This window comes from Streptomyces sp. MB09-02B, from assembly GCF_033794485.1.
In the GTDB taxonomy this organism is placed as follows: Bacteria; Actinomycetota; Actinomycetes; order Streptomycetales; family Streptomycetaceae; genus Streptomyces.
In genome coordinates, this window is record NZ_JARGEE010000141.1 from 1 (window position 1) to 20,444 (window position 20,444).

14 protein-coding genes are annotated in these 20,444 nt (G+C 70.3%); 9 read left to right on the plus strand and 5 right to left on the minus strand.

Annotated elements, in window-relative coordinates; genetic code table 11:
• Positions 1-52: 52 nt before the first annotated feature.
• Together P1P70_RS20630 and P1P70_RS20635 are read right to left on the minus strand one after the other, a co-directional pair.
• Positions 53-1,993, minus strand: coding sequence for a glycogen debranching N-terminal domain-containing protein (locus tag P1P70_RS20630; protein WP_319239892.1), 1,941 nt, complete (start codon positions 1,991-1,993; stop codon positions 53-55).
• Positions 1,990-3,549 carry an MGH1-like glycoside hydrolase domain-containing protein gene (locus P1P70_RS20635; RefSeq protein WP_319239894.1) on the minus strand — a complete coding sequence of 520 codons (1,560 nt, stop codon included), beginning with the start codon at positions 3,547-3,549 and terminating at the stop codon, positions 1,990-1,992. The genes P1P70_RS20630 and P1P70_RS20635 overlap by 4 nt, the downstream gene beginning before the upstream one ends.
• Before the next feature lie 167 nt (positions 3,550-3,716).
• On the opposite strand from P1P70_RS20635, the gene P1P70_RS20640 reads away from it, so the two are divergent.
• The 5 genes from P1P70_RS20640 (at position 3,717) to P1P70_RS20660 (ending at position 11,842) form a co-directional block, all read left to right on the plus strand.
• Positions 3,717-4,937: an ROK family protein gene (locus tag P1P70_RS20640; RefSeq protein ID WP_319239896.1), complete on the plus strand. Its 1,221-nt coding sequence runs from the start codon at positions 3,717-3,719 to the stop codon at positions 4,935-4,937.
• 406 nt (positions 4,938-5,343) lie between these two features.
• Complete coding sequence (gene ppdK / locus P1P70_RS20645; protein WP_413471503.1) at positions 5,344-8,091, plus strand: pyruvate, phosphate dikinase; 2,748 nt, start codon at positions 5,344-5,346, stop codon at positions 8,089-8,091.
• A 278-nt stretch (positions 8,092-8,369) separates the two neighbouring features.
• The gene (locus P1P70_RS20650) at positions 8,370-8,795 is read left to right on the plus strand and encodes a hypothetical protein (RefSeq protein ID WP_319239900.1); all 426 of its coding nucleotides are present in this window, start codon (positions 8,370-8,372) and stop codon (positions 8,793-8,795) included.
• Between the two features lie 63 nt (positions 8,796-8,858).
• Entirely contained in the window at positions 8,859-9,545 is a 687-nt protein-coding gene (locus P1P70_RS20655) for an ABC transporter ATP-binding protein (protein ID WP_319239915.1), read from the plus strand.
• On the plus strand, positions 9,542-11,842 hold the full coding sequence (locus tag P1P70_RS20660) for an ABC transporter permease (protein ID WP_319239902.1): 2,301 nt from the start codon (positions 9,542-9,544) through the stop codon (positions 11,840-11,842). Before P1P70_RS20655 ends, P1P70_RS20660 begins: the two co-directional genes overlap by 4 nt.
• A gap of 178 nt (positions 11,843-12,020) precedes the next feature.
• Here the strand turns inward: P1P70_RS20660 and P1P70_RS20665 are convergent, their stop codons facing one another.
• Together P1P70_RS20665 and P1P70_RS20670 are read right to left on the minus strand one after the other, a co-directional pair.
• A complete protein-coding gene (locus tag P1P70_RS20665) occupies positions 12,021-12,959 on the minus strand; it encodes a sigma-70 family RNA polymerase sigma factor (protein ID WP_319239904.1) in 939 nt (312 codons plus the stop codon).
• Positions 12,960-13,100: 141 nt separating this feature from the next.
• Positions 13,101-14,336: an NAD(P)/FAD-dependent oxidoreductase gene (locus P1P70_RS20670; RefSeq protein ID WP_319239906.1), complete on the minus strand. Its 1,236-nt coding sequence runs from the start codon at positions 14,334-14,336 to the stop codon at positions 13,101-13,103.
• Between the two features lie 224 nt (positions 14,337-14,560).
• Here P1P70_RS20670 and P1P70_RS20675 point away from each other — a divergent pair, with 224 nt between their 5' ends.
• The 4 genes from P1P70_RS20675 (at position 14,561) to P1P70_RS20690 (ending at position 19,205) form a co-directional block, all read left to right on the plus strand.
• Complete coding sequence (locus P1P70_RS20675) at positions 14,561-14,713, plus strand: hypothetical protein (protein WP_319239917.1); 153 nt, start codon at positions 14,561-14,563, stop codon at positions 14,711-14,713.
• 105 nt (positions 14,714-14,818) lie between these two features.
• Positions 14,819-16,003: a tyrosine-type recombinase/integrase gene (locus tag P1P70_RS20680; RefSeq protein ID WP_319239908.1), complete on the plus strand. Its 1,185-nt coding sequence runs from the start codon at positions 14,819-14,821 to the stop codon at positions 16,001-16,003.
• The gene (locus P1P70_RS20685; protein WP_319239909.1) at positions 16,000-18,624 is read left to right on the plus strand and encodes a site-specific integrase; all 2,625 of its coding nucleotides are present in this window, start codon (positions 16,000-16,002) and stop codon (positions 18,622-18,624) included. Before P1P70_RS20680 ends, P1P70_RS20685 begins: the two co-directional genes overlap by 4 nt.
• Positions 18,621-19,205, plus strand: coding sequence for a DUF6262 family protein (locus P1P70_RS20690; RefSeq protein ID WP_319239911.1), 585 nt, complete (start codon positions 18,621-18,623; stop codon positions 19,203-19,205). The genes P1P70_RS20685 and P1P70_RS20690 overlap by 4 nt, the downstream gene beginning before the upstream one ends.
• Before the next feature lie 16 nt (positions 19,206-19,221).
• Here the strand turns inward: P1P70_RS20690 and P1P70_RS20695 are convergent, their stop codons facing one another.
• Complete coding sequence (locus P1P70_RS20695; protein ID WP_319239913.1) at positions 19,222-19,980, minus strand: GNAT family N-acetyltransferase; 759 nt, start codon at positions 19,978-19,980, stop codon at positions 19,222-19,224.
• Positions 19,981-20,444 lie beyond the last annotated feature (464 nt).

A 20,444-nucleotide genomic window follows, 5' to 3' on the forward strand; every position in this document is an offset into this window, starting at 1 on the left:
CCTTTTTCTTTGGCTCGGAGTTGTGTATAAGAAACAGCCCCCCGACGGAGTCCTACGCACCGCCCACCGCCGTCAGCAAAGCCAACGGCGCCGCCGCGGACCGCGCCTCCCGCACGCACGCGTGCGGATACGGCACCGGCACCGGATGCGTCTCCCGCCCGTACCCGGCCAACACCTCCGGCAGCCGATGCCCGGCAGCCGACGCCGCGTCCACCATGCCGGAGGCCACCGCCCGCGCCTCGTCGTGCAGCCCGTACCGCGCCAGACCCAACGTGATCAGCGCGTTGTCGTGCGGCCACACCGACCCCCGGTGGTACGACAGCGGGTGGTACGCCGGCTGCCCCGCGGCCAGCGTCCGCACCCCCCACCCGGAGAAGAAGTCCGGCTCCAGCAACCGCCGCCCCACCACCTTCCCGTACTCCTTGTCCAGCAGCCCCGACCACAGCAGATGCCCCGCGTCCGAGGCGAGCGCGTCGACCTGCCCGCCCTCCCCGTCCAGCGCCAGCGCGGGGAACCCGTGCCCGGGCATCCAGAAATCCCGCTGGAACCGGTCGCGCAGATCACCCGCCGCCTGCTCCAGGAGCGCCGCGTACACCTCGTCCTCCCACACCGTGCGGGCCAGCACGGCGGTGCGGCGCAGCGCGTCGTACGCGTAGCCCTGCGCGCCCGCCGCCATCACCGGCCCGGTGGCGGGCCGACTGCCGTCGGCGGAGCAGATCGCCCCGGGGGAGTCCTTCCAGTTCTGGTTGGCGAGGCCGCCCTGGTCGGCGCGGTAGACGAGGTAACCGCGCGAGGTGAGGCCGCCGTGGTCCAGCATCCAGCCGATCGCGGCCCGCGCATGGGGTTCGAGACGGCGGGCCAGGGTGACGTCCCCGGTCTGCTCGACGTACGCGCCGAGCAGGACGAGGAAGAGCGGCGTCGCGTCCACCGAGCCGTAGTAACGGCCGTACGGGACCTGCCCGAAGTGCGCCAGCTCACCGTGCCGCACCTCGTGCACGATCTTGCCGGGCTGGGCCACCGAGTCGACACCGACCTCGGTCGCCTGGGCGGCGGCGAGCGCGAGCAGTGTGGCGGCCGCCGGCTCCGGCCGGTAGGGGAGCGCGAAGAGGGAGGTCAGCAGGGCGTCCCGGCCGAGGAGGGTGAGGAACCACGGCGCCCCGGCGGCGGGCACCCGCAGGGTCTCGCCGTCCGGGCCGGTCGCCGGGACCTGGAGCGCGGCGAGATCGGCGAGGCCGCGCGCGCACGCGGCGGCCAGCTCCGGCCAGCCGGTGGGGAAGGCCACGCCCTCCACGAACTCGTCCTCCGCTGCGCGCAGTTGCTCGTGCACGGCGGCCGGGGAGCGCGGCACGCGCAGGGCCCGGCGGTCGCCGTGCGTGCGCGCCATCACCCGGCAGGTCAGCTCCGCCGAGCCGTGCGGCGCCACGTCCAGGGCCCAGACGAGCCGCCGCGCCCCCGTCCCCGTCTCCTCCACACCGTCCGGCGCGGGCTCGGCCGTCACCGTCGTGCAGGACCGCCACTCTCCGCGCCGGTAGCTGAACTCCACCCCGTCGTCGAGGACTTCGCGCCTGCGGACGACACCGCTCTTGGCGTACGTACGGAAGTCGGAGCGCAGCTCGAACTGGTCCGTGAAGTCGGCGTCGACGGTGATCGCGATCCTGACCGTCGTCGGCACCGGCCGGTTGCTGGTGACGCGCAGGGTCTCCACGAACGCGCTGTCGGAGACGGCCTGTTCACGGAAGAGCGTGTACGCGGGCGGCTCCCGGCGACCGCCCCGGGGCACGAGCACACAGCGGGCGACGTCACCGTCCGCGACCGGTGTGAGCGTCTCGGGAACCGCGCCGTCGACGGTCAGCTGCCACCGGCTCAGATGCCGGGCGTCCCGGACGAACAACCCGTCCGGCGAACTGCCGCCCCGTACGCCGCTGATGTCGCCGCCGTCGCCCACGGCGGCGAACGTCCCGCCACGCACGAGCAGGTGATGCCGGTCCGTCATCCCCGGTCCCCTCCCTGGTCACTCATGCCGAACTTGGTCTCGTTGGTCTCGTTGGTTTCGTGGTGCCGTGCGTGGTGGCGCTCCCGGGCGCGCTGCCGCTCCCCGGCGGGCGGGCGACCGTGGTCGTCCCGATGCAGCAGGTCGAGGGTGAGCGCGGCCGTCCAGCCGAAGCCGGCCGCCCCGCACGCCTCACCGGTGTACGGGTCGACGTACTCGGCGAACCCGGACGCCACCGCCGTCTCCAGCAGCGACGTCCGCAGCGCGTCGGCCCGCCCCTGCTCCCCGTGCAGCCTGAGCCCCCGCTCCAGCATCCAGTTGGTGTTGAACCACGCGGGGCCGCGCCAGTAGCGGTGCGGATCGAAGGCCTCACCGGTCAGGTCGTACGACGGCACCAGCAGGGTGGTGTCGCCGAGCCCGAAGTGCGGGCCGTGCAGGGTGCGGACGAGGGTGGCGGCGATGTCCCGGGGAAGACCCGGGAGCAGCAGGGGGACGAGGCCGGAGACGCCGCGCTCGGGGATCAGGGCGCCGCTGGTGACGTCGCGGCAGAGGAACATGCCCTCCGCAGGGTCCCACAGCCGCTCCACCAGGGCCGCCGTCAGCCGTTCGGCGCGCGTGTGCCGGGCTGTGCCCGACGCGCCCAACTCCTTCGCGATCCGGGCGAGGGCGTGCTCGGAGGCGATGAGCAGCGCGTTGAAGGCCGGGTCCTCGACGGCGAACTCCTCCGCCCCGCGCCGGCGTCTCCCACCGGACCGATCGCCCACCCGGTCAGTGGACCGATCGCCCACCCGGTCCCGGTCCCGGTACCCGGCGTCCCGGTAGTCCGCCGCCAGCCGTACGTACCGCCCGTAGTCCAGATCCGTCGGCCGGTCCTCGGCCGCGCCGTGGTCGAGGTCGGCGCGCCGGAAGGAGCGGGCGGGGGCCGGGGTGATCCGGGCGAGGGGCGCGTCCCACGTGGGGCTGTTGTCCATGCCCTGCTCCCAGGGGTGGACGACCGAGGCCAGTCCGCCGCCGCCCAGATCGCGGCGGTCCAGCAGATAGCGGTGCCAGGCGGCCAGCCCCGGATAGACCCGGGCCAGGAAGCCGCGCGCCCGGGACAGCTCCGGGTCGGCCCGGTGCACCAGCCACGCCGCCAGCGCGTGCACCGGCGGCTGCACGATGCCCGAGGTCTCGGTCGTGCGCGGGGCACCGGCGGCGCGCCCCGCCGTCGAGGAGCGCCAGAAGTCGGGGCTCGGGAAGTACGCGTCCAGCGGCACCGAGGGGTTGAAGACGATGTGCGGGATCCGCCCGTCCCCCCACCGCGCCGCGAGCAGCGTCTCCAGCTCGGTCTGCGCCCGCAGCGGCGACACATGCCGCAGGCCGATCGCGATGAACGCCGAGTCCCAGGACCACTGGTGGGGATACAGCGTGCGCGACGGCACGGTGGACCGGCCCGTCCAGTTGGCCGCCAGCACCTCGGCCGCCGCGCGGTGCGGCGATCCGGCCGGATCGTATACGTCGTCCCCGGCGCGGGTTCTCGTGCCTGGTCGACGGGCGGTGAGCTGGGTCGTGCGGTCCACGCGGGGCTCCCTGAGGAGAAGGTGCCGACCGGTTCGGCGGTAGCTACCGTAGAGTTACGTCTACTTAACACGCAAAACTCAATATGTAATGCAGAGTTGGTGAACGCAAGAGGGTGCGGGGGAACGAATTCCCCCGGGGCGGCGACAATGGCGGCACCGAGGACGACATGAGCGGAAGGGCTGTGAGGGTGGGTAGTCACGCCGGGGCGGGAGATCTGCTGGAGCTGGTCCGCAGCGGCCGGGCCACCACTCGGGGCGCGCTCCAGCAGGCCACGGGCCTCTCCCGGGCGACCGTCGGCCAGCGCCTGGACCGGCTCTTCCGCGCGGGCTGGCTCCGCGAGGGCGCCGGTGGCCCCGTCGGCTCGCCGCTCGGCGGCCGCCCCTCCATCACCCTGGAGTTCGACGACGAGCACGCGGTCGTCCTCGCCGCCGACCTCGACACCCGCCACGCCCGCGCCGCCGTCCTCTCCCTCACCGGCGAGATCCAGGCCGAGCACACCGGTGTCCTGGTCATCGAGGAGGGCCCCGACGTCGTTCTGGACGAACTCGGGCGCCGGTTCGCAGAGTTGTTGGAGAAGGCGGGCCACCCGGCCGACGCGGTCTGCGGCATCGGCCTCGCGGTCCCCGGCCCGGTCGACACCGACACCGGCCGCGTCGTGCAGCCGCCGATCATGCCCGGCTGGGACGGCTACGACATAAGAGGCCGCCTGGCCCGCGCCTTCACCGACCACGCGTCCGGCCCCGCCGGGACACCGGTCCTCGTCGACAACGACGCCAACCTCATGGCGTACGGCGAACAGCGCGCGGGATACGCCGACTGCTCGGCGTTCGCGCTGGTCAAGGTCTCCACGGGCATCGGCGCCGGGGTCGTGGTGGGCGGCTCGATATACCGGGGGATCGACGGCGGCGCCGGCGACATCGGCCATATCCGGGTGCCGCAGGGCGCGGAGGCGCTGTGCAAGTGCGGCTCGTACGGCTGTCTGGCGGCGGTCGCGAGCGGCGGCGCCGTGGCCCGGCGGCTGGCGGAGGCGGGCGTTGCGGCGGCCTCCGGCTCAGATGTGCGGGATCTGCTGGTCGCCGGTCACCCGGGGGCGACGGCCCTCGCGCGGGAGGCGGGCCGGACCGTCGGGGACGTCCTGGCGACGGTCGTGACCCTGCTGAACCCCGGTGTCCTGATGATCGCCGGCGATTTGGCCGGAACCTCCTTCCTCACGGGCGTCCGTGAACTGCTCTACCAGCGCGCGCTGCCCCGCTCCACGGCCCATCTGGACGTGGTGACCTCGAAGCTGGGGGAGCGGGCGGGGCTGGTGGGCGCGGGTGCACTGGTCGTCGAGCATCTGTACGCGCCGGAGCGGGCCGAGCAGCGGCTGGTCGCGCTGGGGGTGTGACGGGGGTGTTTCCGTCCCGTGGAGCGGTCCGCATGGTGAAATCGGGCCCCTTCGAACGGCGTGATTCTCGCCACCTCTGATAGCGGTTGCGCTCAGATGAGCGAATCAAGGGCGGCTCTGCGACTTCAAGGTGTGGCACTCGGTGCCACCCTTTGATTGTTCATCGAGCGAACTCAGGCGTGCCGAATGCCGCTCAGGTGAGCGGAATGGGGGCCGGGTGGGGATGGTCGCCTTCAGGAGGTGAACGCATATCAGCTCCGTTCCTTGCCAAGCCTTGACTTTCGATCTCCTGGCGGACGGGTGGTTACAGGCGCATGACGCGCAAGTGGACGTACCCAGGTGCCTTCGATCTGGGTATGTTCCTCGCCGTCAGGGCAGCCACCGCGTCCTCAAGGAGTTGGGACCTGTGTCGGAAAACAAAGATCCCCACGTAGGCCACGTAGCTCAGAGCGTTGAGGGCGTGAAGTTTGTTTATGACTTCACCGAAGGCAACAAGGACCTCAAGGACCTCCTCGGCGGCAAGGGCGCGAACCTCGCCGAGATGACCAACCTCGGTCTCCCCGTGCCCCCCGGCTTCACCATCACCACCGAGGCCTGCAAGGTCTACCTCGACAGCGGCGACGAGCCCGCGGCACTGCGTGACGAGGTCACCGCCCACCTCGTGGCCCTCGAGGAGAGGATGGGCAAGAAGCTCGGCCAGGCCGACGACCCGCTCCTCGTCTCGGTCCGCTCCGGCGCGAAGTTCTCGATGCCCGGAATGATGGACACGGTCCTCAACATCGGCCTCTCCGACAAGTCGGTCCAGGGCCTGGCCAAGCAGGCCGGCGACGACCGCTTCGCCTGGGACTCCTACCGCCGCCTCATCCAGATGTTCGGCAAGACGGTGCTCGGCGTCGACGGCGACCTCTTCGAGGAGGCGCTGGAGGCGGCGAAGGCGGCCAAGAAGGTCACGGTCGACACCGAGCTGGAGGCGGCCGACCTCAAGAAGCTCGTCACCAAGTTCAAGAAGATCGTCAAGACCGAGGCCGGCCGGGACTTCCCGCAGGACCCGCGCGAGCAGATGGACCTCGCCATCCACGCGGTCTTCGACTCCTGGAACACCGACCGCGCCAAGCTCTACCGCCGCCAGGAGCGCATCCCCGGCGACCTCGGCACGGCGGTCAACGTCTGTTCCATGGTCTTCGGCAACCTGGGCCCCGACTCCGGCACCGGTGTCGCCTTCACCCGCGACCCCGCCTCCGGCCACCAGGGCGTCTACGGCGACTACCTGCAGAACGCCCAGGGCGAGGACGTGGTCGCGGGCATCCGCAACACCGTCCCCCTGGCCGAGCTGGAGTCGATCGACAAGAAGTCGTACGACCAGCTGATGCAGATCATGGAGACCCTGGAGAACCACTACAAGGATCTCTGCGACATCGAGTTCACCATCGAGCGCGGCCAGCTGTGGATGCTCCAGACGCGCGTGGGCAAGCGCACGGCCGGCGCGGCCTTCCGTATCGCCACGCAGCTGGTGGACCAGGGCCTGATCGACGAGGCGGAGGCGCTCCAGCGGGTCACGGGCGCCCAGCTCGCGCAGCTGATGTTCCCCCGCTTCGACGAGGACGCGAAGGTCGCGCAGGTCGGCCGCGGCATCGCCGCCTCCCCGGGCGCGGCGGTCGGCAAGGCGGTCTTCGACTCGTACACGGCCGTGAAGTGGTCGCGATCGGGCGAGAAGGTCATCCTGGTCCGCCGCGAGACCAACCCCGACGACCTCGACGGCATGATCGCGGCCGAGGGCATCCTGACCTCGCGCGGCGGCAAGACCTCCCACGCGGCCGTGGTCGCGCGCGGCATGGGCAAGACGTGCGTGTGCGGCGCGGAGGAGCTGGAGGTCGACACCAAGCGCCGCCGGATGACGGTGCCGGGTGGGCACGTGGTCGAGGAAGGCGACCTGATCTCCATCGACGGTTCGAGCGGCAAGGTCTACCTGGGCGAGGTCCCGGTGGTCCCGTCTCCCGTGGTGGAGTACTTCGAGGGCCGGATGCACGCGGGTGCCCAGGACGCCGACGAACTGGTCGAGGCGGTCCACCGCATCATGGCCTTCGCCGACCGCAAGCGCCGCCTGCGGGTCCGCGCCAACGCCGACAACGCCGAGGACGCGCTGCGCGCCCGCCGCTTCGGCGCCCAGGGCATCGGCCTGTGCCGCACGGAGCACATGTTCCTCGGCGACCGCCGTGAGCTGGTCGAACGCCTGATCCTGGCCGACACGGAGGTGGAGCGCGAGGAGTCCCTGAAGGCCCTGCTCCCGCTCCAGAAGCAGGACTTCGTCGAGCTCTTCTCCGCGATGGACGGCCTCCCGGTGACGGTCCGTCTCCTCGACCCGCCGCTGCACGAGTTCCTCCCCGACATCACGGAACTCTCCGTCCGCGTGGCCCTGGCGGAGTCCCGCCAGGAGCCCCACGAGAACGAACTCCGCCTGCTCCAGGCCGTCCACCGCCTGCACGAGCAGAACCCGATGCTGGGCCTGCGGGGCGTGCGCCTGGGCCTGGTGATCCCGGGCCTGTTCACGATGCAGGTCCGCGCCATCGCGGAGGCGGCCGCCGAGCGCAAGAACGCGAAGGGCGACCCGCGCGCCGAGATCATGATTCCGCTCGTCGGCACGGTGCAGGAGCTGGAGATCGTCCGCGAGGAGGCCGACGCGGTGGTCGCGGAGGTCGAGGCGGCGACGGGGGTGTCGCTGAAGCTGTCGATCGGCACGATGATCGAACTGCCGCGCGCCGCGCTGACCGCCGGTCAGATCGCGGAGGCGGCGGAGTTCTTCTCCTTCGGCACGAACGACCTGACGCAGACGGTGTGGGGCTTCAGCCGCGACGACGTCGAGGCGTCCTTCTTCACGGCCTACCTGGAGAAGGGCATCTTCGGGGTCAGCCCGTTCGAGACGATCGACAAGGACGGTGTGGGGTCCCTGGTGAAGCTGGCGGCGGAGGCGGGCCGTGCGACCCGCCCCGACCTCAAGCTCGGCGTCTGCGGCGAGCACGGCGGTGACCCGGAGTCGGTCCACTTCTTCCACGAGGTCGGCCTCGACTACGTCTCCTGCTCCCCGTTCCGCATCCCCGTGGCCCGCCTGGAGGCGGGGCGCGCGGCGTCGCAGTCGACGGGGAGCGACCACCGGTAGCCTCCGGCGGTCACCAGCCCCGGAACCGCCGCTCGTCCCCGACCGACCCTCACCGATGGGCGGCGGCTCCGGTCCACGAAGAGAAGGCGGCACCCCGTGCGGGGGGTGCCGCCTTCTGGGCTTTGGGGCTTTGGTGCTTTGGGTGGTTGTGCTTCGTGTGCTTCAAGATCACCTGATTCGGTGGTGGTTGGGTGGATCGATCGTTTCTGTGCGAAATTGGGGCGTTACAGTCCGTGATTCACGGTGGTGTGGAGCTGCCGGTCGACACGGAGGTACGCATGAAGAGGGCGATGGTCGGGGTCGTGGCTGCGGGGCTGTTTCTCGCGGGGGCGGGGGTTGCGCTGGCGGCGCCGAAGCAGCAGGGCAGCATCCCGACGCTCGATACGCGGGGCGTCAAATTCCTGGAAGGTCAGTACAAGTTCAACCCGCCGGGCGTCAACCACGGATCTTTCGAGTGGACCGGGAAGCTCAGGGACGACAGCGCGCGCGACGGCCACAACGTGTACGTGCAGGTGAAGGTCGAGGGGCATGGCTGGGCCCGCTACTACGGGAAGCAGCGGAGGACGGTCGAGATGCATCACTCCGACTGGAGTGGCTCTCAGCGCTATACGGACGACGCGGACGTCCGAGTGTGCCGTGACCGCGGTTCTCTGCGCCCGGACAACTGCTCGCCCACCGTGAGCTTCCACTACAACCGCGACTGAGCCTTCCCGCGCCCACAGCCCAGGCGATCCAGCCTGGGCTCCCGCACTTCCGAGGGGTATGAGATCAACACTTCAGAAGTACTTTCCGCCAAGGGGGTCGACCTCCTCTACGGGGAGACGCCCGCCGTCAGGGGCGCGGAGATCTCCTTGCGCAGGGGAGAGGTCGCGGCGATCACCGGGCAGAGTGGTTCGGGGAAGTCTTCCCTGTTGTACTGCCTGGCAGGGGTGCTGCCGGTGGCTCGGGGTGAGGTCCACTTCGAGGGACGGTGCCTCGCGGGACTCGACGACGAGGAACTCAGCCAACTGCGCAGGGAGCGGTTCGGGTTCGTGTTCCAGTACGGCGAACTCCTCCCCGAGTTGACGGTGGAGGAGAACACCGCCCTTCCGCTGCGGCTCGCTGGACAGCGCAAGAAAGAGGCACTTGCCACAGCCGGGGAGGTTCTGGGCCGCCTGGGTCTCGCGGACCTGCGGGAGCGGCGGCCCTCCCAGGTGTCCGGTGGGCAGAGTCAACGTGTGGCGGTGGCACGGGCGTTGGTGCACCGGCCGGCGGTGGTGTTCGCCGACGAGCCGACCGGATCGCTCGACAGCTCCAACGCCACGGCCGTGCTGGAGGAGTTCCTTGCCCTCGCCCGGTCTCAGGGGACGGCTGTGGTGCTGGTGACGCACGACTCCGAGGTCGCCTCCCGCGCGGACAGCCGCTACACGATGTGCGACGGGGTCCTCTCGGCCGAGGTGCGGGAGGTGTCATGAGGGAACTCCTCTTGGGGCTGCGACTGCTCCTGGGGGCCGGACGCGGAAGCCGGGTGCGCTTCCTCCTCATGGTCGCGGGCAGCGCGATCGGTGTGTGTTGTCTGGCTGCGGTCCTCGCCATCCCCGGGATCCTGGAAGCGCAGGACGGGCGCAAGGCGGCGCGCGTCCCGGACTGCAAGCGGGATGCCAGCGGGGTGAGGTGTGTGGTGACGGAGGGCGATCCCTTCGAGCTCACCCGCATGGATCCCTATGGCTCGGAACCCCTCACCCGGGTCTTCGTGGCTCGGGGCACCAGGCGTATCGAGCCTCCGCCGGGCCTGAGGGAACTCCCCGCCCCGGGTGAGATCTTCGTATCCCCGCGGCTGCGCGAGGCGCTCCAGCGGGAACCCGCGCTGGCCCAGCTTCTACCAGGTGACGACAGCGGGACCATCGGCGCCCAGGGGTTGGCTCACCCCGACGAGCTGTATGCGTACGTGGGCGTCGGCCGGGAGGAACTCGAAGACGGTGGCGACCGTATGACGACCTTCGGCAAGAGCGACGCCGACTTTCCCACCCTGGAATCCTCGACGCTAGACATCGTGCGTTTCACTCTCGCCGGCGTCGTGCTCCTCCCCCTGGCCGTGTTCCTCTCCGTGTGCGCCAAGCTCTCGGCGGCGGCGCGCGCCAGGCGACTGGCCGCTCTGCGATTGCTGGGCCTGAGCAGAAAGGGCACGCAGCGGGTCAACGCCGCCGAGACCGTCGCGGCCGCGTCGTTCGGTGCCGCGCTCGGACTGGGCGCCTACGCGATCACGAACCAACTCGTCTCGCGCATCGGACTGCCTGGCTTCAAGTGGTACCCCGCCGACGGGGCGTTGTCGCTTTCCACGGTGTTGATCTGCGGCGTCGGCTGCCCGGCACTCGCGTGGTACGTGGGCCGGGCCAGCGCGCGAAACGCGGCAGCGAACCCGCTGGCCGTTCGGCGGAGTGCCGTGGAGAAGGCGCCCGGAAAGTGGGGGCTGCTGCCACTGCTCCCGGGCATGGGCATCGTGATCGGTTACTGCGTGGCCGGATTGACGGACAACGCACCCCGGGACACGACACTCTCTTCGGTTCTCATGCCCCTTGCCGTCATTCTGGTCGGCACCGGGCTCGTGATGATGCTGCCGGTCTTCTCACGGACCCTCTCGCAGAGGGTGGCCCGCGCCACCCACTCGGTCTCTCTCGGTCTGGCCATGCGACGCAACGAGGTGGAACCCGGGGGCGCGTTGCGGGTGGCCACGGGTCTGGTGATGTTGGTCTTCGCCGCTTCGCTGGTGCAGGGCGTGTTGATCGAGCTGGACCAGGTCTCCAAGAACACGTCTCCGATTCAGACCTACGACATCTCGCTCGCGGGGACTACGGCCGACCGGCAGCGGGCTTGGGAGAAGGTCGAGGGCGTCCGGGGACACGCGGTCGTCATGCAGTCGCGGTCGAGTTCCGAGTTCGGTCAGTTCGACCCGAGCCTGGTTGTGGTGCTCGCCACGTGCGATCAGCTGCGGAATCTGGTGAGGGAGGTCCGCGGCTGTGTGGACGGCCGCCCGATGCGGCTGTGGGACCCGAATCAGGTCGCGTCCGAGCAGAGCAAGCCGGGAACGCGCTTCCCGTTCGATCTGCGACACGAGGGGCATCGGCGCGTGATGCACGTGAAGGTGCCGCGAGAAGTCCTGCGGTACACCGACGACCACGACCTCCCGGTCATCGACAGCGGTTCCGTGCTGCTCCCCCCGTCCGCGATCCCCGCCGATCACCGCCCCGACGCGGCCACCCTCACCCTCCTCAGCAGCTCAGCCCCCGAAACCGTCCGTGCCGTGCTCGACGGCATCGGGGGCGTGGACCCGACCACCGAGGTCGGTACGCCGGGGGTCGTCGTCACGTCCTTGCAGCAGATCACCGTGGTGCGGAGCCTGTTGGGCATCGGCATGGTGCTGGGGCTCGTCATCGGTGTCGCCGCCTACCTGGTCGCCGCCACCGACCGGGCCGTCGAGCGGAAGCCCCAGGTCACCGCCCTGTCGCTGCTCGGGGCCCGGCCCCGTACGCTGCGGGCCGTCCAAGTCGCCCAGGTCGTCGTGCCGTTGGCCGTCGGTCTCGCCCTCGCCGTCGTGCTGGGCAAACTCGCCGAGTCCAGCTACCTCGTGACCGGCGGCGGCGCCGTCTACTGGGACGGCGCCGGAATCCCCCTGCTGCTCGCCTGCGCCCTCGGCGCGGTCGCCGTCGCCGCGCTCGGCGCCCTGCCGCTCGTCGGACGCCGTATCGACCCGGAACTGGTCCGGCGGGATTGAGCCACCGAAGGAGCCACCGAAGGGGTCAGTCACCCAAGGAACACCCAAGGAGCGCCGAAGGAACACCCAAGGAGCCACCGAGGCCGAAGGGTCGGCGAGAGGCGGGCGGCGTCATCTACAGAGGCGCCGCCCGTCGCTGTTCTCGCCCGGCCCCGGTCACAGCGTCCGCCGCCCTCCCTCACCACGCGCTCACGACCGGCGCCCCCGGCTCGTGCCGCTGCCAGGCCTCGTTCAGGCGTCCGAGGCGGTCCGCCGCGGCGATGCCCCGCAGGGCCGCCACCTTGCCGTCCGCCACATCGAACGCCACCGCCCCCACGACCCGGCCCTCGACGACCGCGACGACGGCCGGCGAGCCGTTGACCGTCGCGATGTGCATCACCGGGGACCCGCCCGCCATCCGCCGCTTCGCCGCGGTCGGCTTGAAGCCGGCCCGCACGAGGGACGCGATGCGCTCCGGCGTCCTGTACCGCAACAGCCGCCTGGCCAGCCCGGCCCCGTCCGAGACCGCGGTCGCGTCGGCGGTGAGCAGCGCCACCAGCCGTTCGGTGCGCCCCGACGTGGCCGCTGCCAAGAACTCCTCGACGACCTTGCGCGCGGACGCGGGATCCACCGACTCGCCGCCGCGACGCTCGGCGGCGACCCGGCGCCGGGCCCGGTGCACATGCTGCTGGCTCGCGGACTCGGTGATGTCGAGGATCCCGGCGATCTCGGCGTGGGGGTACGAGAAGGCCTCGCGCAGGACATAGGCGGCCCGCTCCACCGGCGAGAGGCGTTCCATCAGGGTCAGCACGGCCAGGGACACCGATTCGCGCTGTTCGAAGGTCTCGGCGGGGCCCAGCATCGGGTCGCCCTCGAGGAGCGGCTCGGGCAACCAGTCTCCGACCGCACGCTCGTGGCGGGCCTGCGCCGAGCGGAGCCGGTCCAGGCAGAGATGGGTGACGACCTTGGTCAGCCACGCTTCCGGGACCCGGATCTGGTCCCGGTCCGCGGCCTGCCAGCGCAGGAACGTGTCCTGCACGGTGTCCTCGGCGTCGGCCGCCGAGCCGAGCAGACGGTACGCGAGCGAGGCCAGCCGTCCCCGGCCGGCCTCGAATCGGTCGATGGCTGCGGTGTCCATGCACACGACCCTATGCGGCGCTCTTCACAGCAGTGCCTTCATGGCAGCCCTCATCACCAGGCCGGCACAGCAGGGCCTTCCCAGCAGTGCCTTCACAGCAGTGCCCTCATAACCAGGCCTGCACAAAGGGCATCGGCGCCCTCACGCCGTCGTGTTCGCACCGCCGACCTTCGCCCCCGTGAGGCGCACCCCCGCCGCCTTCACGCCACCCCGTTCGGACCCGGCGGCCAGCCGTCGCCCTCGCTTCGGTATGCCGAAGGTCGGGTGGGCGATGCTCAGAGCGGCTCCCTTGAGGATGCCCGCCTTGAGTCCGGCGGCGGTTCGGCCGCCCAGGTACCAGGACTTCGACCTGGCCTCGCCGTCCACCATCTGGAAGATCGCGTCCCGCTGCCCGAGGCTGATGTGGTTGCCGACGTACTTCAGCCCGACCGTCGGGACCTCGCGGCCGGTCAGGCGCGCGATGACCGCGCCGGTCGCCTGCATGTTGGTGTAACCGGCCGAGGCGCAGGACATCGGCAGCGGCCGGCCGTTGTCGCCGATCGCGTAGGCGCTGTCGCCCGCGGCGTAGACGTCCGGGTGCGACACCGAGCGCATGGTGCGGTCGACGATCAGTTGGCCGGTCTCGGCGACCCGCAGGCCGGCGGCGGCCGCGATGGGGTGCACGGCGAATCCGGCCGACCAGACGGTCACGTCGGCCGCGAGGGACGTACCGTCGGCGCTGATCGCCCGTGTCGGCTCGACGGCGGTGACGTCGGTGTGCTCGTGGACGGTGACGCCCAGCCGGTCGAAGGCCCGGCGCAGGTGTCGGCGGGCCTTCGGGCTCAGCCAGGCGCCCAGCTCCCCACGGGCGGCGAGCGCGACCGAGAGGTCGGGCCGGGACTCGGCGAACTCGGTGGCCGTCTCGATGCCGGTCAGCCCCTCACCGACGACCAGGACGGTGCCGCCCGCGTCCAGTTCGGCCAGGCGCTCCCGGAGCCGTACCGCCGAGGCCCTGCCGGTCACGTCGTAGGCGTGTTCGGCCACCCCGGGCACGCCGTGGTCGGCCACGAAACTGCCGAGGGCGTAGAGCAGGGTGTCGTAAGTGAGCCGGCCGTCCCCGGTCTCGCCCGTCACGGCGACCGTCCTGCTCTCGGGGTCGATGCCGGTGACGCGCGCCACGCGGAGCCGCACCCCGGTGCCGGCGAACACGTCGGTGAGTGGGCGGGGCGTGAGGTCCCGTCCGCTCGCGAACTGGTGGAGCCGCATCCGCTCGACGAAGTCGGGCACGGCGTTGACGACGGTGATCTCGGTGTCGGCGGGGGAGAGCCGACGGGCCAGGTTCCCGGCGGCGAAGGCTCCGGCGTATCCGGCGCCGAGGACGACGATGCGGTGCTTCATGGCGATGCTCCTGTCTCGTTCGCGTGCCTCCTGAACGAGATGGCGCCCCGGTTGCTGACAGGCGTCGCATGTGACGTGAGTCACAAGGTGTAGGTGGGCCGCTGAGCCTCCGGGGCGCTCCCGGCGCGGGCCGTATTTCCCGTGCCTCTCCCACCGTCGTGTCGGTAGTGTCGCCGCCCGGCGTGCCGAATCGCGGGCGCCGGGTTCGGAGAGTGGTGCGTTCCGTGAGCGGGCAGCGAGAGACGACGACCCTGTGGCGGCCGACCGGCCCCGTGGAGCTGGGGCTGGTGCGGGAGGCGGGATGGCGGGCCTGGCCTCCCCGGCTCCCCGAGCAGCCGATCTTCTATCCGGTGCTCGACTTTACCGACTGTGGGTAGCGTTGCCCGTGATGTCCGTCTGGGCCTGTGACCAAGGCGTCATGGGCTCGTTTACCGACCGGGACCGGGACGTCTGCCATGTTCCGGCGTCGGTACGGAGGACAAGTGGCACGGCGAGTGGTGATCGGGGACCTGCGGGTTCAGCAGATCGAGCGGCAGGACGGGCGGCGGTCGTGGACGATCGTCTGGCCCGAAGGAGCGGTGCACGCGGAGGCGGACTGCTTCCTTCGCACGCACGACGGTTCGGGGACGCAGAAGACGTACGCCTATTACCTGGTGGACCATCTGCGGTGGCTGGAGCGCGAGTGCTTGGCCTTCGGCACAGTGGTGTTGCGGGATCTTGAGCGGTACATGGGGATCGTCGGCGCCGAGGTCCGCATGCCGCTCGGTGAGCCGTGGCGGGTCGGCAAACGCCCCTACGGCCGGGCGGCGCTGTCGACTGCCGCAGCCTGTCTGAAGGGCTTCTACCTGCATCAGGCCTCGCTCGGCATCAACGGCGAGCTCGGCAAGAAGCTCGGTGCGACTAGGCTGCCGTCCCAGGCGGACCGCCGCCGCTCGTTCCTCGGGCACGTGAAGAGTGCGATGCCCGCCAACCCGCTCGCGCCGAGCGGGCCACAGAGGCGACACCCGAAGATGCTCCCGGACGGCGCTCGCGAGAAGCTGCTGGCGACGGTGAACTCGGCCCGGGACCGGCTGGTGGTGACCTGGCTCGCTGACGGCGGGCTTCGGATCGGCGAGCTCTGCGGGCTGCATTTGGTCGACTTGCACCTGCGCGAGAACGCGGCCTGCGGCGAGTGCCGCAGCCCTCACCTGCACGTCTGCCACCGGCCCGGCAACCCGAATCGGTCGGAGGCGAAGACCAAGCACCCATGGCGGCTCGAGAACGGCACGGTCACCGGTGGGCTGATCAAGCGGGTCAGCCCGGCGATGGTGCACACCTACTTCGAGTACCTCACCGGCGGCGAGTATCCACGCGGCCGGTCCGGGCACGGGATGTTGCTGGTCCAACTGCACGGCGCGGGTGCCGGGGAGCCGTGGGCCCCGGTCGGAGCCCGCAGGATGCTGGGTCGGGCAGGGAAACGCGCCGGCCTGGGGCTCGTGAAACCCCATGCCTTCCGCCATTCCTTCACCTCGGCGGTCCTCGACGCATCGGACGGCAACCTTCTGATCGCCCGGGACGCGGGTGGCTGGGCCTCGGCCACGATGGTGGATGAGGTCTACGGGCACGTCGACGTCCACGACCCGGCGTTCGACGCGGCACTCCGTACGGTCTGGGGTGAGTCGAAGTGAGCGCGAGGTCCCTGCTGCCGGTCCACACCGACCGGCCCGACCGTCAGGGCCGGGACAGGCTGGAGATCCTCACGGCCCTGATCCACAGCCCGTCATTCGACCCGGTTTTCCGGGAACCGATCATCCGGATCCCTCGCGGCCACGCTGTCTATCGGTGGGAATGCCTCATCAACCAGTGCGAACGCGTCCGTGACGGCGGAACGGATCTGTGCTCAGTGCACCGCCGTGAGTGGAACGAGGCCAAGGAGCGTGGGGTCGGCAAGGCGGCCTTTGTCACGGCGGCGGAACCGCTCGGTCCGTCGGAGTGGATCCGCGAGGAGTCCTGCCGTATCTGCCCCCAACGGCCCGCGGCGCACACCGCGACACGGCTGTGCGTCCGGCACCAGACTCGGTGGCTGTATCTGTGCAGGTCCGGAGCCATTGAGGAGTCAGACTTCGCCCAGTGGCTGGGAGAACAGGAACCGCTGACGGGCTATGGAGAGTGCCAGGCGGCGGTCTGCGTCAGTCTGGCCTACTCCCCGCTGGGGCTGTGCTCGGGACACCGCCATCGCTACCGGCTGCACGGACGTCCTGGCGGCGCTTCGCTCCCGGACCACTGGTGGCATTCCTACGAGCGCATCGGGCAACCGGTCCCGGTGGTGATGGAGAACCGAGAGGAGTTCCGGGCGTGGTGCACATCGGTGGCAGCGGTGACCTGGCCGGGGCAGATCAACCTGCGCGGGCTCAGTCCGCTGCTGCGGGCCGAGATCCAGTGGGGAATGTTCCGCCACGCCGAGCAAACCGAGCCCGGCCGCTGGGACCTTGAGTGGATCCAGCGCATGGTCAACGCCTGCCGGGAGAGCCGCGTCGACTCGCTGGTTGATCTCGACCTGGGCGCCCTGGGGGGCTTCTCGTCCAGCATCGTCAGGGAGATGCGGCGAGAGCTGCAGTTGATCTACTTTGCCCCAGACGACTGCCGTGAGGCAGGCTTCTTGGAGACGGACCACTTCGGCATCCGGTTCGACAAGCGGGCCAGCCACATCGACCTCACCGCCGTCCCGCAGCGCTGGCTGCGGGACCTGCTCTGGGACCACCTCGCCGATCTGCTGCGGTCTCCACGGTGCCCGAGGACCGCCACCGCAATCGACTCGCTCCGCCGGGCATGCACCGAGCTGGGCGCGTTCCTGGAGGTTGACGCTCCAGGTGGAGGCCACGATCCCGGTGCGTTGCGCGCCGAGCACATGCAGCGCTTCGTGGCCGACCAGCGGCGCCGGGAACGTGACAGCCTGCCGTCGATCGCGCTGACCAGCTCGACCGGGAAACCGCCGACGGTGACCACGCATACGCGCCGGACGGTCTTCAACAGCGTCCGGAGGGTCCTGCGGGACGCTCTGGAGGACGGCACCGCCGAACGGCTCGGTCTGGACCGGGAGTTCATCACGGCCATGCCCGCCGGAGGCGGAGCGCCGCTTCGAGCCCGGCGGCCGTTCCCGGACGAGGCGGCCCGCGCACTGGCCGACGGGGCGAACCTTCAGCGCCTCGCTGACGCCTACGATCCCAGCGACCACGGCCTGCGCGATATCTGGGAAGCGATCGTCACGACCGGGCGCCGCACCAGCGAGGTCTTGAAGCTGCGGTGGGAATGCATCGGCCGCTACGGCGGCCTGCCCATGTTCTGGCACGACCAGACCAAGGTCGGCAACTATGACGCCGCGATCCGCATCCCCGAGAGTCTCTACGAACTCCTCGCGGAGCGGCAGCGCAAGACCTTGGAGAAGTTCACGGCCCGGCACGGCCACGCCCCTTCACCACAGCAACGCGCGGCGATGGTCCTCTTCCCCCGGACCACACGCAACTCGCAGATGACGACCTCGCTGTCCTATACCTGGTTCATCCGGGGTTTCCGGCTGTGGGTGGACGAACTGGATCTCGGCCGCCTCGTCCCGCACCAGGCACGGCACACGCTGGCCACGAACCTCCTGCGGCACGGCGCGACCCTGACGCACATCCGCCGCTACCTCGGCCAGGTCTCCGACCGCATGGCCGAGTACTACGTCCACCTGACCAGCTCCGACCTGGACAACGTCCTCCAGCACGTCTGGGTCGCCGGCCCCGGCACCGCACAGCCCGGCGAGTTCCTGGCGGGGGACGCCACCCCGCTCACCCGCGAGCAGGCGCAGGCCCTCGCGATCGACCTGTCCCGCCGCAGCACCCCGGCCGAGGGCGGGTTCTGCACCTTCCAGCCCGTCGTCGACGGCGGCGCCTGTCCCTGGAACCTGGACTGCCACAACTGCGACAAGTTCGTCTTGTCCGTCGCCGACCTCCTCTACTGGCGCCGCAAGCGGGAGCAGTGGCGGCTGTTGGCCGAAGGCGCACCCGACGACGCCACCGCCGACTACCTCCACCGCTACTTCGAGCCCACCGCCCGCGCCATCGACGGCCTGGAGAAGGCGTTGGCCGGTCTGGGTCTCCTCGACGACGCCCTCGCCCTGGACCTGCGCAAACCCCAGGATTACTTCCACCGCATCTGGTCCACAGCCTTCCGCGCCACCGACCTCGCCGAGGCAACCGAGGCAGAAGACGCCCAGAAAGACGAGTACGACGCCGAGTTTGACGCCCCCGAAGGAGAAGCACAGACATGAGCATCGCCGCTGTTCCCGACCCCCGCACGGCAGCCGCCCTGGCGTCCCGCCGCCGCAGAACAGAGGCCGCAATCCAGCGGGTCCACGACGCCATCGCCCGGCTCCGGCGAGAGAAGGCCCAGGTCAACGTCGCCGCCGTCGCCCGCCGCGCGGATGTCTCCCGCACCTTCCTCTATGACAACCCCGAAGCCAGGACCGCAGTCGCCTTCGCCATGGCCGAGACCGGCAAGCACCACGGGCAGCTACTCGCCGACCAGGCAGACGAGCGCGAGGCAACCTGGCGCGAGCGGGCCCTGAACGCCGAGGACGCCCTCAAAGCCGCCCACGCCGAAATCGTCGCCCAGCGCACTCGCATCGGTGAACTCATCGGCCAGGTACGCGACTTGGAAGCCGAGTGGACGGAGGAAGCCATCCAGCGAATCACCACCGAGAACACCACCCTCAAGCAGCGCGTCCGACAGCTCACCACCGACAACCGCACCCTCGACGAGCGGCTGAAGGCTGCCCGCTCCAACCTCCGCTTCCAAGATCGACGCGTCGCCGACCTCGAAGCCCAGATCGGCGACTCGACGGTGCGCTGAATCACCTCGGCCGAGTTCAGACGGCGGTCTCACCAGCCACGGCTGGTGAGACCGCGACGCCGAGGCGGATGCTGAGCTGGGAACCCAGCTCCTGGAAGCCCAGCGCAAGTGCCACGCGCTTTGACGGAAGCGGCCGGGCTCTCCATTGCGGAAGCAGCCCGGAGTCAAGCGCATGCGCCACAGCCACAGACGCCACGACCCTCGCAAGCCCTCGGCCTCGATAGCCCGGCGCAACGAGCACACTCAGGTGAGCCACCCCCTGCGGCCAAGCTTGATAGCCGGACGCGGCAACCACCTCGTCACCCTCGCGGAGGACGAATGCGGAAGAGGTGATGTCCGCCAAGCCACTTTCGCCGACGTCCTCCTCACCAGCACAGGCCAGGAGTGCTGCCAGCTCATCGTCGCCGCAGACCGCCTCCTCGACGGCGGCGCCTCCTTGCGCAGGCAGAAAATCGGCGCGGTCGAGATAGAAGAGGGACGCAGGACCAAGTACGTCGAGAACGAGCAGCACCTCACTCAGACGGTCTTCGTCGACGATCTCCTCAACGGACAGCTTGCTTGAAGCGCCCGCCATCAGCTTGGCGGCCTGCACGCTCGGCACGGTGACGATGCCGACTCCGCCGAGGACCACAATTCCTGTCCACAACGGCGGACACAATCGCGAGCCAGGAGAGACCACAACGTTCGCCCCGTCCGAGGCGGGGAACTCCACTGGCTTCACCGCCAGCTCTGTCCATAGCTCCCGGGCCCGGTCAAGCAAGAGATCGCTAGTCATGGCGGTATCGTGGCGGGCCCCACGCCGCCGGACGACTGATTTACAACCGGGGGCAGCGGCTCCAGGAGCCCTCGCACTGCGACACCTCGCGGACCACACTTCCGCTCGCGACACGACGACCACACGAAGGAGCGACGACAACGCCCCCAACTCACCATCGCGGACATGTAGTCTATGGATCGTCGCAGTTCAGAGCCGGTCTCTGAGTTCATGCGGTCGGTAAAATCGACGAGGCGTACGCCGTCAAGATCGCCCGCGACTGGAACGTGAAGCACGACGGGGCGGGGTTGGAACTGCTGCCGCTGGAGTGCGCTCAAGAACGCTTGGGTGAGCGGGAGTGAGTGCTGCTGGTCTTCGTCGTGTCGCGTGCCTCGTTGCCGGGTCGGTTTCAGTGGACTGATGTTCCCTCATCGAATGCGTGACCTTTGCGGGTGGTGCTCGTTTCCATGGCAGCGGGATCGGCG

Coding starts and splice junctions, on each gene's coding strand:
- P1P70_RS20630 (WP_319239892.1), bottom strand. CDS start 1,993: ATGACGGACCGGCATCACCTGCTCGTGCGTGGCGGGACGTTCGCCGCC.
- P1P70_RS20695 (WP_319239913.1), bottom strand. CDS start 19,980: ATGACTAGCGATCTCTTGCTTGACCGGGCCCGGGAGCTATGGACAGAG.
- P1P70_RS20665 (WP_319239904.1), bottom strand. CDS start 12,959: ATGGACACCGCAGCCATCGACCGATTCGAGGCCGGCCGGGGACGGCTG.
- P1P70_RS20660 (WP_319239902.1), top strand. CDS start 9,542: ATGAGGGAACTCCTCTTGGGGCTGCGACTGCTCCTGGGGGCCGGACGC.
- P1P70_RS20650 (WP_319239900.1), top strand. CDS start 8,370: ATGAAGAGGGCGATGGTCGGGGTCGTGGCTGCGGGGCTGTTTCTCGCG.
- P1P70_RS20670 (WP_319239906.1), bottom strand. CDS start 14,336: ATGAAGCACCGCATCGTCGTCCTCGGCGCCGGATACGCCGGAGCCTTC.
- P1P70_RS20640 (WP_319239896.1), top strand. CDS start 3,717: ATGAGCGGAAGGGCTGTGAGGGTGGGTAGTCACGCCGGGGCGGGAGAT.
- P1P70_RS20690 (WP_319239911.1), top strand. CDS start 18,621: ATGAGCATCGCCGCTGTTCCCGACCCCCGCACGGCAGCCGCCCTGGCG.